Here is a 13948-nt window from a genome sequence, read left to right as displayed (position 1 = left end):
ATATATTCTTAATTTATCACGATGTGCAGGACAAACTTAATCTTTTACCATCAGATCGAACAACTCTGTTTTCTTCCGCTAATGATTTAATCCTGGTGCAAGTTTCAGATTTCTTTTTGCAAACAAACGATCGATGGGAACGGATTCAGTCTTTCACAATAAATCCCTACGCAGGCGTTATATTTCTTTCATTTTTGGATAGATTGATTTCACTAATGACAAACTCTCCACTTAAAACAACAATATCCTTCAAGCATGATGGAAAACAGGCAAAACCTATTCAGCGATTAAAAGCTCCAGGTACACCGCCGTCTACAGTGACCATGCAACCCGTTGTTTTGTCTGCTTTTGATGAAGCGAAAAACGCTATGGACTCAGCAATGTCCTCCGGGAATATATTCACCAGCAATGTCGTGCGTTTTTTGTAGTGATCTTCAAGCTGGTCTGGCTCTATTCCGTATGCAGCGGCACGCTCTTGACGCCAACCCGATCCCCAAATGGAAGAGCCCTGTAATACGGCATCTGGCAAAACAGAGTTAACACGGATTCCGAACTCCCCGCCTTCCACAGCAATACAACGTGCAAGATGTGTTTCAAGTGCTTTGACTGAACTGTAAGCAGAAGCATTTTTTCCAGCGTAAACAGAGTTTTTCGATCCGACAAATACCATATTGCCTCCTGTACCCTGCCGTTTCATTTGCTTAAAAGCTTCACGCGCTACAAGGAAATAGCCTGTCCCCAGTACATTCATGTTTAGGTTCCATTCTTTTAAGGTTGTTTCATCAAACGGGCTGGATGTCGCAAGGCCAGCATTGTTGACGATAATATCAATTCCGCCAAATGTAAGAGCTGATTTCTCAAAGGCAGTCTGTACCTGTTCTTCACTGGTGACATCCATTTGAAAAGCTGCAGCGCGTTTTTCCCTGTATTCTTTATTGATTTCATCCGCAACTTTTTCTGCACCTTCAATATTTAAATCAGCTAGAACTACATGGGCACCTTCAGAAACTAAACGCCGTGCAGTTGCGCTTCCAATACCGCCCGCACCGCCTGTAATGAAGGCTACTTTGCGTGAGAACTCCGCTTCCGCCGGGGAAAGAGACAATTTATAAAGCTCGAGTGGCCAGTATTCAACGTTATATGACTCATTTTCACTGAGAGATACGAACTCGCCAAGTGCTGTTGCCCCTTTCATAACCGCAATCGCACGATGATAAAGTCCTCCGCTCACGTTTGCCATGGCTACGTTTCTGCCTGTGTTGACCATTCCGACACCTGGAATCAAAATAACTCTGGGTGCCGCCTCAAACATCACATCGCCTTCGTTTTTATTGCGCTCGAAGTATTGCTTATATTCTTCCTTATATTGTTGAATACCCGTTTTAACTTTTTCAACCAAGGATTCTGTCCGTTCATTTTGAGGATCCCAGTTAATGTAAAGCGGCTTCATTTTGGTATGTACTAGGTGATCCGGGCAAGCGGCACCGACTTGTGATAAGGTTGCCGCATTTTTGCTATTCAAAAATTGCAGGACATCATCAGCATCGTCAAAAGTTAAAAGCATTTTTTTCTCCTCGCCCACAGCACCGCGGATAACCGGCATAACCGAAGCAAGTACTTTTTTGCGCTCTTCTTTAGATAAAGAGTCAAATGCCTGTCCACCAAATGCATCCTCTTCATGCTGGCGGCTGTTAATAAACTCTTCTGCTTCCGTAATGATCGAAATTGTTTTTTCATAGGCCTCTTTCGATGTTTCACCCCAAGTAACCAACCCATGTTTTTCCATTAAAACAAGCTCTGCTTGCGGGTTATTTTTAACACCTTCTGAGATCATTTTAGACAAAGTGAAACCAGGGCGCTCATATGGTACCCAGACAAAACGATCACCGAAAATTTCATTGGCGACTTCTTTTCCATTGTCTGCACAGCAAAGACTAATAATTGCGTCCGGATGTGTATGGTCAACATGTTTAAAGGGAAGGAAGGCATGAAGTAAAGTTTCAATCGACATACGTGGATGCTTACTGTCGATCATGCAGTGTGACAAATATTCAACCATATCCGCATCAGGCATTTCATCACGGTCGAATAACGGGTGAATATCCGCTAGATTCAAACCTGTGAAATTGCCCGCTTTCATTGTCGCAAGGTCGGAACCGCTTCCTTTTACCCACATGACTTCAATTTCACGGCCGCGGAAATCCTTTACCATTGTTTTCATGGATGTATTACCTCCACCCCAGTTGCAGACGGCTCGATCTGTACCGACTAAATTAGACCGATATACCAGTTCTTCTACTCCAGATGTTACTTTTGACGCCTCTTTTTCAGTCCATAAACTTTCAACCATTTTGTTTTACCTCCGTTTATTTTTATTTATGTTTGTTTCATTGTATAACACATTTGTTTTCTTTTGAAGATTTTTTTAATTCTTACCAATTTTCCGAAAATAATGAAAGTGGTTGAGCGTGAAAGACCAAGGCTGTATCCGCCATTTTCGACAATCAAACTCATTCTGCAAGGTTATAATCAATTTAAAAATCACGATTTTACTTAGATGAAATTTGTAAAATAAACGTAAGTACAACAAATGACCATGATTGAAAAGACCATGTCCTTTCCATCTTAGTAGAAGACTGACCGATGAACTTCCCAAAGACTTCCCAGGATATTTCCCTCGGAAAGCAAAAACATCATTTTCCGGGGTAAACAGGCAGCTGAAGACAAATATCTTTTAAACCGAATACCATCGATGCAATAATGCCTCTACATTAGGGAAATCCTTTTTTGCTGAATTTGAGAGATACAGTGTTTTTAGTGGGGAATTCCATCTTAAAAGTCGGAGCTGAGGGTACAATCTACAGCTCTGTATTATTGAGGTTGTATGAGTTATTGTTCAAGTTGACAAGAGCGGTTTTAACTCCAATGTAGGGGATATCCTTTTACTCTTTTCTCTCGCTTTAGTTATATTTGGAGCTTTTTTCTTTTAAAACAAAAGATTCACAAAAGAGTGATTGGGTACAATATGAACAGAACTATAAAGTATAAATAGTCCAAAATAATATTTTGACAAACAGTAAACTAAATATTTTGAAGCATCAGGAGGAAGTAAATGATTAATGAAAAAGTGGCTTTGATATTAGAAGATAAAATTAACGTTATTAAAAGTGATGAAACATCCATTTATTTAGTCGGCCCCATCAAATTACCCGTTAACTTAGAGGGCGAAACAATTATATTCCAATGGTATTGCTGGTTACGATGTGAGAATATGGCAGGTCATTTTTGTGGTGACGGCACTTATAATATAGAAAAGATCATTGAAACTTTAGCCTCTTCCAACTTAGCGGAAATGCAGCAATCGAGTGTGTTACTGTATGGAGATTTTCATGGTTCCCCCGATGCCCTTATCCGGATGCATAGTATTTGTCATACTGGCGATATATTTGGCAGCAAACGCTGTGATTGTGGCTTTCAATTAAAGCAGGCTATGAAAATGATTGCCACTCAAGGAACCGGTGCTTTATTTTATTTAGCGAATCACGAAGGAAGAGGCATCGGATTATTTAGTAAAGCCATGGCTTATGTACTGCAAGAAAAAGGGTTAGATACGGTGGAAGCGAATTTGGAGCTTGGATTTGTGGATGATGCACGTAACTATGATGACGCCATTCGAGTGTTAAAAAACCTGCGCTCTAATCCAGTGACCCTTATCACCAACAATCCGAAAAAATTAGAAGCCCTTCAAAACTCAGGTGCCAATGTTGCAGGCAGAGTTCCGTTATGGGGAGATATTTCAGAGTTTAATGAAAAATATTTAAAAACTAAAGTGGTACGTTCCGGTCATTTAAAAGATATTAAAAATGAATGACTGATTTGTTTTTATATGAAATTTTTTATACCCCTGAATAGGTTTATTCGAATGTTTCCGAATTGTTGAAATAATCGGGGGAACCAAAAGAATCGTTGTATGTGTTATCCTGTAAATATCATTTACAAAATCATTTGTCATGGAAATCAGATGTGTTATTAAAAGATTTTTTGATAAAAAGCAAGAAAAGTTTTTCGATTCGACCAAACTAGTTGTTGAAAAAGGGATTTATTCCATAAAGACATATCCAATACCGAGTTCCTCACAATGTCATTCATGATTTTGATGAATTAAAAAAAGAGGGAATATCCCCCTCTTTCTATATCATATGATGACCTTACCTTCCTTATCTGCTTATGCTGCTCGATTCGTTTTGCAAAACTGTAACTACTGCAAAGAGCATTCCCATTACTGCTCCTCGGCCACTGCTAAAACGCGGATATAAATCATCAAAACAATAATGACGGCTAGAGTGATACTTAATGCCATAGCAAAGAAGACCATGCTTAGTATATCTGGATCGCAAATGGAATGGGAATCAACCCTATAACAATTGTGGCAGTCCTGGCAAATCGCAGCAATTTCTTGTCATCATTTCTTAATTAAAAATTGGATTGTAGAAATCTTTTAATAGAAGAGCAGCTGGAGTTAAATCACAAAAAAAATCCTTTATGTTTTTCCAACCCTTCTCAGTTAATCTTGGATTTTTCCATTAATGACAACACACTTCCCATTTGTAGGTTGCTTTATCACCCTTCCATTCTTGATGTATACAGTGTAAGTATTATTGACTTTAGCATCTAATCTTGCTAGGTCTCCCATTCCTGCTATGATATTTTTGACAGCTTCCCTCTTCAGATTATTCATAACTTGCTTTTTAAATTGTTCCCGTATGTTTTTTTGTTTATTTTCATCAACCATCAGGATCCCATCCTTCTTGTTTGATTTATGTCTTTCCCATAATAGTGTATTATTTTTTTATCATCTTGTTACCCATATGCTTTTCCTTATTAAGTTCTTTTATTTATAACATCACAGGTTACTGTAAAATGAAAAAACATACGAGTAAAGAGAATATAAATAAAATGGCTAACGCTAGTGAAAACAAGAAAATACATGAAAACAGGATGCAACGGAAAGTTGCACCCTGCCTGAAAAAGGGGTTTGCTTCATTTCGAATCAGCATAAATTCTCTGCGATAAACACCTCATCTACATTAGAGTAAATACTGGTATCTGACTAGAGTGTACCATCCAAAGCAACCATCCCCTATATCTTAAAAGTATTATCTACTTTCAAAGCATAAATGACAATTATTGAATGAGTTTTCTGCTTTTACGTGCAAGAGAACCATCTCCTTGCTCGAATCGATTTTTTAATGAAGCTTCCAGTAGTTAAGTTAAACGTCTTTAACCGACACCTCATTTTCTATATGATGTGAATCATACGTAATGACTAGCCCCTTCTTCTTTATTTATAATAACCATCCGTGGGCAAAATATAATTGGTTTTTTATGGATATCAAAGAATTGTTTAAAATCAGGTTATATCTATATGAAGGAAACTTGGTGAATGAACTCATTAGTACTCTTTCAATCGATTTTCTGCAATTAAAAAAGGCTGCACAAATCGAAAAAAAAGCCTATTGATTCATTAGCTAAGGATATTTTTATTGGTTCCATTTTTTAAGGAATGGGAATGGGAATGGGATTGGTCTTAGTTGGTATTGTCTTTTTTATCAGTTACAGACGTTTGTTTTTATGGTAATTTAAGTAAAATTATTCGCAATCTCAATGGCATAACAAATGCTTAGTTTCCTAACGATCCTTTTTAGCAAATTAAATAGTGGAATTAAGCTATACTAAACAGATAATACCTACACTAAACTCGTCAGTGGAAATGGCGGGAAATGAGCAAAAATAAAAAGGCCTCCAGTCAGTTAGTTTTCACCGACTTTCTGGACCCCCCCCTTTCATTCTTACTTTATCATTAATAAAAAACGACAAAGCGAATAACCTCGCTTTGTCCATACCTTATAGCATTATGAAGACTTCAGTTGGATTATTGCGCTTTCAACTCTGCACGATAATCGTCTATAATCGCTTGTATCTCCGGATCAGCCGGAACATTTGTGACGTCGTAGAGGAATCCATTGGATTCGACCAAAGTCATTTTGGCGTCAACGACTTCAAAAATCAAATCCAGTCGGCCCAAATAATGTTCTTGTTCTCCGCCGGCTTGAGTAATTGGCACCATCACCTCTCCGTTTAATTCGTATTCGGGAGTTTCGATGACCTTGTGTGTATCTGCGCCGATTACTGCCGAAACTCCGGGAACCTGGGCCAGCTTATGGTCTTCAGGATTTCCGGCATGCGAAAGGGCGATGTTAACGTCTGACTTTTCACTCACTTCAGGAAGCAGCGTATTCAACGCTTCAACCGGTTCGATGAAATCGAGGTCTGCAACATCATCCCAACCGCGAATTTCCGGCTTCATCGAAGTAAGGCCAATCATGCCGACTTTAACGCCAGTGAAAGTAAAGACCTTCCATGGTTTGACATTCTGTATGTACTTTCCTGTTTCCCTGTAAATGACATTACCAGTAAGGATGGGGAAATTCACGTTGCGGTGGTATTCCTTTAACTGTTCATAACGGCTGTCAGGTGTGCCCTCCCCGGCAGGGTAAACGCGGAAGTCGTTGTTTCCTAGAGCCATCGCATCATAGTCCAAAGCTTTCAAAAGAGACGTCTCCAACTCTCCTTGACCCGCCTGAAACTCGCCGCGCAGGAAGACATCCCCGCCATCGACGAGAAGCACATTCTCCTCTTCATTGCGCACATTTTCAATGATGGTGGCATACTTCGCAATAGAATTGTGATGAACGGTTCCATCATCCAGCGTGACGATGTCATCCAAATGACCATGAAAGTCATTCGTCTGGAGAATGGTGAGTTTAAACTTCTCTCCCTCCTTGAGCTTTTCCTCCGCATCTGCCGTAACGGGCATTGCGACAAAAGTGGCAGCCATCGCCAACGAAAAGCAGCCCGTCAAAAAAATCTTTCCTATTTTTTTCATATAATTCCTCCAAGCAATTACTCTATTAAATTGTAAAACAAGTTATTTAGTTTCCAGTCTTCTCGGATTTCTCAAGAGCCACTAGTTTATTTTTGTCTTCAGAGTTAGTTTTTTCTTCTTTGTCATTGCTGATCAAATCATTTGTTGCTTTTTTAAATTCTTTTAAAGTGTTCCCAAAAGCCCTTCCGATTTCAGGTAATTTTGAAGGACCAAAAATGATTAACGCAATGACTAGAATGAGAATTAGGCCAGGGATGCCGATACTAGATAACAAACGTCTCACCTCCTATACCAAGATGGTTTGTTAGTACTCAAAAAATACGATCATTACTTATAAAATTGGCATACCATGACGCTCTAAAGCTGCTGCTTCTAATATAGACATGCCTTGTTCTTCTGCGAATGCAGTAAGTTTATCCGAAACATCAGGAGCAAGACTTGATGGCGGTAGAGCCTGGTTCATAGCTCGTCTACGGGTAGAACTTCTGCGTGCAAATGGTCCCCAAATCGCAAAGGTGATACCTGGTGTTTGCATATTTACAAAGAAAGTATTTCCATCTGGAGAAAATGTAGGGCCAGCAAATTCAGAACCGTTCATCATATTTTCAGCGAAAGTATAAATATTTCCTTCAGGAGTTAATCCGACAATACGGTCATTACCGCCACCATCTTCGGCGATCCAAAGATCTCCCCAAGGAGTGATTGTAATGTTATCTGGTGCCTCTAAATCATTTTTTTCAGTAGACTCATAGAATAGTTCTAAGGTGTTTGTCGCTGGCGTGTAGCGATAAACACGGCCAAGGCGTGCTGAACCTGCACTTGTATCATCAAACCATAAAGTACCTTCAGAAAAATAAGCCCCTTCTAAGCGGCTAAACTGAATACAGCCTTTATCCTTAGCATCTTGCTGTGCGATTTCAGGATTTAATTTTTTCCAAACAATCCCGAATTTTTGTCTAGTACTAAATTGACTTGCAGCTGCAGCTGGTAATTCATCAATCGCTGCTGCTTCAAGAATACCGCCCTTTTGCAGAGAACCTAGCTTTTGACTTCGGTCATGTGGTGTAAAACGGTACAAGAAGCTTGGACTTGCGTCTTCGGTTAAATACCAAATTCCTGTTGAAGGGTCAACATGCCCAGCTTCATGTGAGAAATAACCCATATCACGGATCGGTGATCTTGACATTTCGTTTTCAGGATCAAGCGGATTTACTTCAAATACAAAGCCATGTCCCATATCACGAGTTTCTTCCATTGTTAACCAAGTGCCCCAAGTTGTAGCTCCACCCGCACAGTTACGGATTGTACCTGAACTTGATACATACTGATCAATGACCTTGTTATTTTGTCCAACGATTAACGTGGTTGTGCCGCCAGCAGCACCAGCACTCCAAGGTTTTTTTCCGTTTACAGGGTAATCTGAATTTGTCCCATTTTCATGGTTTCTTACAAGAATGGTAGTACCCTTCTCTCCTTTATAGGCAGCCATTCCATCGTGAGCAGAAGGGACAAGGTCACCATTAGGCATGATATCACCAGTTCGTGAAAGCATTTTGTAATGAAATCCCCTTGGTAAATCAAGAACTCCATTTGGATCCTTTACTAGTGGACCATATCCACCAAATCCGCTTGTTGGATTGCTGGATTTCGCTGCAAATCCTTTTGTAGTTCCCGCAAGAGAAAATAACCCCGTTGAACCAAGTGTTAATGCTAAAGTACTCATTCCGCCAACTTTTAAGAAATTACGTCTGTTTAAACCCCTATTGCTAGATATCATCAACATTACCTCCAAAAATCTTTTTGAGGGATGCTATATTCCTTATAGCAAACCCTACCCTCAAAATTAACAGACTTTTTTAAATGCTCTGTTAATCCCATGTGATTTTATTCCTTCGCATGAAAAATAAACCAAAAGTCACGGTTTATCGAAAAAAGTGGAGGTTATAACCATATTAGTAACATGAAAAGGGTGAAAATTGATGGTATTAGTCTAAAGTGGAGAAAAAACTAAGGATTTTGTCATAAAAAGTCCGATGCAGAATATTAAATCTTATTAATAGTATGTAAATATAAGAGATTAACACTATTACAAACTAGGTAACCCGATTATTACCCAAATCTAATGAATTTTTTGAAAGAGGAAACGGTTAAAGCCATGCTATATAATTGATCTAGAAATATTCTAGTTGTAAACCTACTCCCACTTCCTCGCCAAATAAATTAAAGGGCATTTTTTGAATTACTGCCATTTTTCAGAGTGTTAAATACTAATAATTTAAAAATATCCATCAGTCTTAAGCATATGCTCATATTTACATGCATGATATCTTTTTAATTCGTATAATAGAATAAAGGGGAATCAAAATGAGTCTAATTTACAAAAAGAGGGAGCAGATTTGTTCTGTGGAACCAAAAGGCGAAGAAATAAAGAGTTTAGCATTAAAAGTCAAAGATATTATTCATTCTTCAGGATGTCAAAATGAAGATGTAATCTTTCTGTGCATTGGTTCAGACCGATCGGTTGGGGATTCATTGGGCCCTTTAGTCGGGACGATGCTTAAAGAACATACGGTGCCTTATAGTGTTTACGGTACCTTGGAAAATCCCGTTCATGCATTTAATTTAAAAGAGACGTTGAAAGAAATTAAAAAACAATTCAAAAAGCCTCTTATTTTTAGTGTGGATGCTTGTTTAGGGGATCAAAACCAGGTCGGTTATGTTTTCTTGAAGAATGGACCTCTTGTCCCAGGGAAAGCTTTAAAAAAAGTATTACCTGAAGTGGGAGACTATCATATTATAGGAATGGTAAATTATATAGATCCGCTGCCAACGATGCAATTTTTAAATGATACTCGTCTATACACGGTTATGAACCTGGCGAATAAAATCGTAAAAATCATTACTCAAGCGACCGGCGAGACTTCTAGACCTTATTAAAAGAATGGGCTGTCCCAAAAACCACTAATAATAATTGGTTTTGGCACAGCCCTAATTTGTTTAAGTTCGAAGAATTTATTAGATAACGTTATACTTAAATAATAGCCCCTGTTAAGATAGCAACAATGATTAGGACTAATGAACAAATTAGAGCCCATTTTAATGCATACCGCTGTAGTTCCCCGATATCTGTCTTTACCATCCCTACCAGTAAAAGAGTCGAGGCCACGAGTGGACTTAAGAAATGTACAGGCTGGCCCAGTACGGAAGCTCTGGCAATTTCTAAAGGACTCACCCCATAAGCTTCTCCTGCTTCGGCAAGAATTGGCAGAACACCAAAGTAGTAAGCATCATTGGATAAAACGAACGTAAATGGCATACTTGTGAACGCAACGACCATCGGTAAAAAAGAGCCTAAAGAATCCGGAATGATGGCCACTAATGAATTTGCAATGGCGTCTACCATTTTCGTTCCGGAAAAGATCCCTGTGAAAATACCAGCCGCAAATACTAATGTGACAACGGTTATAGCGTTTCCTGCATGTGACACGATTCGCTCTTTTTGCTGTTCTAAATTAGGGTAATTAATGATCGAAGCAAGCACAAACCCGATTAGAAATAACACCGGTACCGGTACTAAGCCCATTATAAGAACGACCATGACTGTGAGCGTCAACAAAAGATTGACCCATATTAATTTAGGGCGCTTTAAATCGTCTTGTATGGCGGAAGCTACCGCTGCTTCAGCAAGAGCCCCTTTCATTTCAGGTGCAGATTTGATATAAACAACGCCAAGCCTTTTGCGCTCTTTTTTACCAAGTATATAAGCGGTAAAAAGAATAGCTGCTATTCCCGAGAATAGTGTTGGGATAATCGGGACAAAAAATTCATTTGCATCCAGACCTAAAGAGGCTATTGCTCTAGTTGCAGGTCCTCCCCAAGGAGTCATACCACTCATAATACTGACAGCCAGCATAGAAATAGTGGCAAGAATAAGTGGATTCATACCAAGTCGTAAGTAAAGAGGCAGCATAGCGGAAATCGTAATCATATGAGTCGTGGTACCATCACCATCTAAGGCAACGGTCATTGCGATTACTGCTGTTCCTATCGCTATTTTAACCGGATCCCCTTTTACGATTTTCAACATAGTTTTAATAAGTGGATCAAATAATCCAGCGTCAATCAGAACTCCGAAAAACAAAATAGCGAACAATAGCAAAGCGGCTGAAGGTGCGACAACCTTTATTCCATCGAGCATCATATCTCCGAGCTCTGGACCAAATCCCCCAATTAATGCAAAGATAATTGGAATGACTACAAGAGAAGTAACAGGTGATAACCGTTTAGACATAATTAAATAAGTAAAGACAACGACCATTGAAGTTCCAAGTAACGTTAGAATATGAATCCCCTCCTATTAAAGAAACCGCTTACAAATCAGATAAAATGTTTGAATAGTCAAAAAATATAACATATTATTTTCTGTTTCTCTGTTGCTTTGTTTTCTATTTTTAGAATAGTTCATATCATTAAATAAGTGAAATACATATTTTTTGTACTTTTTCGAAAAAAAAACTTATAATCCATTTTATATTAAATTAAGAAATCAAAAAAGCACAATGAAATTGTCAATAATTTCATTGTGTTTTTCGTTAAAGATTGGAATTTTTATTCAAGAAATCAATAAAGTTTTTCACAGTAGAGAGTTTTAATGAATCCTGGTTATACATTAACCATGTATTTCTTAACACCGGCTTCCCATTTTTGTAGGATAACCCGTATGTATGCAAATTATCTGAAGGCTGCAGGCATATTTCTGGCAGAATAGAAACACCAAGATCATTTTTGACCATCTCTTTGCACGTCTCCTGCCGATCTGTTTCCATAGTTACAAATGGTGGCTCCGGGAATCTATCATGCCACCAGCCATTTATTAAGTTTTTTAAAGAACTGTCGGTTTTATAATTTATGAATGGGAGTTCTGGCAAATTATCCAAGTCTACCTCTTTCTTAGAAATTAAACAAAGTCTTTCTTTATGCAGTAGCGATTTGATTCCATACCATTCATAATTTCCACGCAGAATGCCTAATTGAACACTAGAGGAATCCAGAAGATGCATGATTTCAGTACTCCAGCCTGTATTCACATTAAATTGTACATGAGGATATTGTGTTGAAAACTTTTTCAATATTTCTGGTAGTTTATATTGGGCAAAGTTGCTGGAAACGCCAAGCCTTAACGTTCCTCTTACCTCATTTTTCATATTCAGCATATAATCTTTCGTTTTTTGCAACTTTTTCACCATTTCTTCCGCATAGCCCGCTAAATGTATCCCTTCTGAAGTGAACTCAATGCCTCCTTTTATTTTGAAAAATAAGTTCGTGCTAAATTCTTTTTCTAAATTTTTAAGCCGGTACGTTAACGCCGGCTGCGATATATATAAACGCTCTGCGGCACGGCTAATGTTTTTTTCTTCATAAAGTACCCTTATCGCAATCCAATCTTTTTCGTCCACTTAACCATCTCCCACTTTTCGGATTATAAGTTTTTTTATCATTTTTATTAAAAAAATATGTATTTTACTTATGAACAAACTTATCATACTATATTTTCAAAGGAACCGGTAGTGCTATAAATATTGGTTGAGAAAAGGTGGTTATACAATGAAAGTACCTGTAGTTGTAATGCGTGGCGGGACAAGTAAAGGTGTGTTCCTTAACTATGAACATATGCCTTCGAATCCCTTACACTGGGAAGGTTTCTTACTTGACGTGATGGGCAGTCCGGACCGGAGACAGATTGATGGTCTTGGAGGAGCGAATTCATTGACAAGTAAAGCAGCGATTATCAAAAAATCAGATTCACCAGAATTCGATGTGGAATATACATTTGCTCAGATTAGCATCGATAATCAAATGGTTGATTTTAAAGGAAATTGTGGAAATATTTCATCTGCTGTAGGACCTTACGCAATTGAGCAAGGATTAGTCCCTGCAAAAGAACCTGTTACAACGGTGAAAATTTTTAACGTGAATACACAAAAATTGATTATTGCAGAAGTAGAGGTTGAAAATGGACAAGTAAAATCAGAAGGATGCTGCTCAATTCCTGGGGTGCCTGGTAAAGGATCACCTATCTATCTTTCTTTTACTCGTGCAGAAGGAGCAGTTACAGGAAAACTTTTCCCTACAGGAAATCCGATTGACATGATTAAAACCAAGGATCGACTAATTCAAGTTTCAATTATTGATGTTGCCAATCCACTCGTTTTTGTAAGGGCACAGGATATTGGTCTAAGCGGAAGCGAATTGCCCACTGATTATTCACAGGAAAAATTAAATGAACTGGAAGAAATCCGGTCAATTGCAGCTGAAATGTGTCAATTTTCCGATAAGAAAACAGCTACTGTCAATTCTCCTGCTGTACCTAAAATGACCCTAATTGCTCCTCCTATGGATTACGTCGATCTAAACGGATCGGAAAGAAAAGCGTCAGAGATGGATTTGATGATCCGAATGATGTCCATGCAAAAGCCCCATCAAGCGCTTGCTATTACAGGAGCCATCTGTGCAACAGCAGGGGCTTACTTACAGGAAACGGTTTTATCTGAGATGGTAAATATTAAACACGAAATTTTTCGATTAGCCCATCCGGCCGGGATAATGGAAACAAAGGTTGATTTATTGGCAGGACACATACGCGCTATTAAAGTGGTACGCACAGCAAGAATCATTTTGGAGGGATACGTGTACACGAAAAAATATTATGAGCTTTCCTATCAATTAGCTTGATTTGAATTGATCTGCAAATTACAGCAAAAAAATTTTCTATCACTTGGAGGCTTGTCAAATGTGGGTCATCACTGTCTTTTTAAAAGAAAATATTAAAATATTTGAATTTGACACAGAAAAAGAAGCGAAAGAACTATTCAAAAATATGAAAGGCACTAAAATCCTTTCAGAAATTGTTTACTTCAATGATCCTTGTTTTGTATAAGTGAGACTTCAAAAGAGCCCAGACTCTAATGTATTTCACCTAAAACATGTCTTCAAATTTAATAA

General features: G+C 38.4%; 11 protein-coding genes. 4 read left to right on the top strand and 7 right to left on the bottom strand.

Translation table 11 applies throughout. The features are described 5' to 3' along the window. Positions 1 to 280 precede the first annotated feature (280 nt). Positions 281 to 2350, bottom strand: coding sequence for a bifunctional aldolase/short-chain dehydrogenase (locus NYE63_RS11805; RefSeq protein ID WP_342605260.1), 2070 nt, complete (start codon positions 2348 to 2350; stop codon positions 281 to 283). 762 nt (positions 2351 to 3112) lie between these two features. Here NYE63_RS11805 and NYE63_RS11800 point away from each other — a divergent pair. Further along, positions 3113 to 3871: a GTP cyclohydrolase II gene (locus NYE63_RS11800; protein ID WP_342605259.1), complete on the top strand. Its 759-nt coding sequence runs from the start codon at positions 3113 to 3115 to the stop codon at positions 3869 to 3871. 693 nt (positions 3872 to 4564) lie between these two features. Here the strand turns inward: NYE63_RS11800 and NYE63_RS11795 are convergent. The 4 genes from NYE63_RS11795 to NYE63_RS11780 form a co-directional block, all read right to left on the bottom strand. Then, positions 4565 to 4792 carry a hypothetical protein gene (locus NYE63_RS11795; RefSeq protein ID WP_342605258.1) on the bottom strand — a complete coding sequence of 76 codons (228 nt, stop codon included), beginning with the start codon at positions 4790 to 4792 and terminating at the stop codon, positions 4565 to 4567. A gap of 1140 nt (positions 4793 to 5932) precedes the next feature. After that, a complete protein-coding gene (locus tag NYE63_RS11790; RefSeq protein WP_342605257.1) occupies positions 5933 to 6946 on the bottom strand; it encodes a metallophosphoesterase in 1014 nt (337 codons plus the stop codon). Positions 6947 to 6992: 46 nt separating this feature from the next. Then, the gene (gene tatA, locus NYE63_RS11785) at positions 6993 to 7220 is read right to left on the bottom strand and encodes a twin-arginine translocase TatA/TatE family subunit (protein ID WP_342605256.1); all 228 of its coding nucleotides are present in this window, start codon (positions 7218 to 7220) and stop codon (positions 6993 to 6995) included. A gap of 57 nt (positions 7221 to 7277) precedes the next feature. Then, positions 7278 to 8723 (bottom strand): alkaline phosphatase PhoX, encoded by a 1446-nt coding sequence (locus tag NYE63_RS11780; protein ID WP_342605255.1) that lies wholly within the window; start codon positions 8721 to 8723, stop codon positions 7278 to 7280. 587 nt (positions 8724 to 9310) lie between these two features. On the opposite strand from NYE63_RS11780, the gene yyaC reads away from it, so the two are divergent. Further along, on the top strand, positions 9311 to 9883 hold the full coding sequence (gene yyaC / locus NYE63_RS11775; RefSeq protein WP_342605254.1) for a spore protease YyaC: 573 nt from the start codon (positions 9311 to 9313) through the stop codon (positions 9881 to 9883). 94 nt (positions 9884 to 9977) lie between these two features. Here yyaC and NYE63_RS11770 read toward each other — a convergent pair whose 3' ends face one another. Further along, positions 9978 to 11288: a citrate:proton symporter gene (locus NYE63_RS11770; RefSeq protein WP_342605739.1), complete on the bottom strand. Its 1311-nt coding sequence runs from the start codon at positions 11286 to 11288 to the stop codon at positions 9978 to 9980. A 250-nt stretch (positions 11289 to 11538) separates the two neighbouring features. Further along, positions 11539 to 12402 carry a LysR family transcriptional regulator gene (locus NYE63_RS11765; protein WP_034313052.1) on the bottom strand — a complete coding sequence of 288 codons (864 nt, stop codon included), beginning with the start codon at positions 12400 to 12402 and terminating at the stop codon, positions 11539 to 11541. A gap of 148 nt (positions 12403 to 12550) precedes the next feature. On the opposite strand from NYE63_RS11765, the gene NYE63_RS11760 reads away from it, so the two are divergent. Next, positions 12551 to 13678 carry a PrpF domain-containing protein gene (locus NYE63_RS11760; RefSeq protein ID WP_342605253.1) on the top strand — a complete coding sequence of 376 codons (1128 nt, stop codon included), beginning with the start codon at positions 12551 to 12553 and terminating at the stop codon, positions 13676 to 13678. Positions 13679 to 13736: 58 nt separating this feature from the next. Next, positions 13737 to 13883, top strand: coding sequence for a hypothetical protein (locus tag NYE63_RS11755; RefSeq protein WP_169803979.1), 147 nt, complete (start codon positions 13737 to 13739; stop codon positions 13881 to 13883). The last annotated feature ends 65 nt before the right edge of the window (positions 13884 to 13948 follow it).

Source organism: Peribacillus sp. FSL E2-0159, from assembly GCF_038643155.1.
In the GTDB taxonomy this organism is placed as follows: domain Bacteria; phylum Bacillota; class Bacilli; order Bacillales; family DSM-1321; genus Peribacillus; species Peribacillus simplex.
Note: the sequence above shows the minus strand (reverse complement) of the source record. Positions and strands in the feature narration are given on the sequence as shown.

Bases quoted from the DNA above. Each gene is read 5' to 3' on its own strand.
- NYE63_RS11800 (WP_342605259.1), top strand. From the start codon at position 3,113: ATGATTAATGAAAAAGTGGCTTTGATATTAGAAGATAAAATTAACGTT.
- NYE63_RS11795 (WP_342605258.1), bottom strand. From the start codon at position 4,792: ATGGTTGATGAAAATAAACAAAAAAACATACGGGAACAATTTAAAAAG.
- NYE63_RS11805 (WP_342605260.1), bottom strand. From the start codon at position 2,350: ATGGTTGAAAGTTTATGGACTGAAAAAGAGGCGTCAAAAGTAACATCT.
- NYE63_RS11780 (WP_342605255.1), bottom strand. From the start codon at position 8,723: ATGATATCTAGCAATAGGGGTTTAAACAGACGTAATTTCTTAAAAGTT.
- NYE63_RS11760 (WP_342605253.1), top strand. From the start codon at position 12,551: ATGAAAGTACCTGTAGTTGTAATGCGTGGCGGGACAAGTAAAGGTGTG.
- yyaC (WP_342605254.1), top strand. From the start codon at position 9,311: ATGAGTCTAATTTACAAAAAGAGGGAGCAGATTTGTTCTGTGGAACCA.
- NYE63_RS11790 (WP_342605257.1), bottom strand. From the start codon at position 6,946: ATGAAAAAAATAGGAAAGATTTTTTTGACGGGCTGCTTTTCGTTGGCG.
- NYE63_RS11755 (WP_169803979.1), top strand. From the start codon at position 13,737: ATGTGGGTCATCACTGTCTTTTTAAAAGAAAATATTAAAATATTTGAA.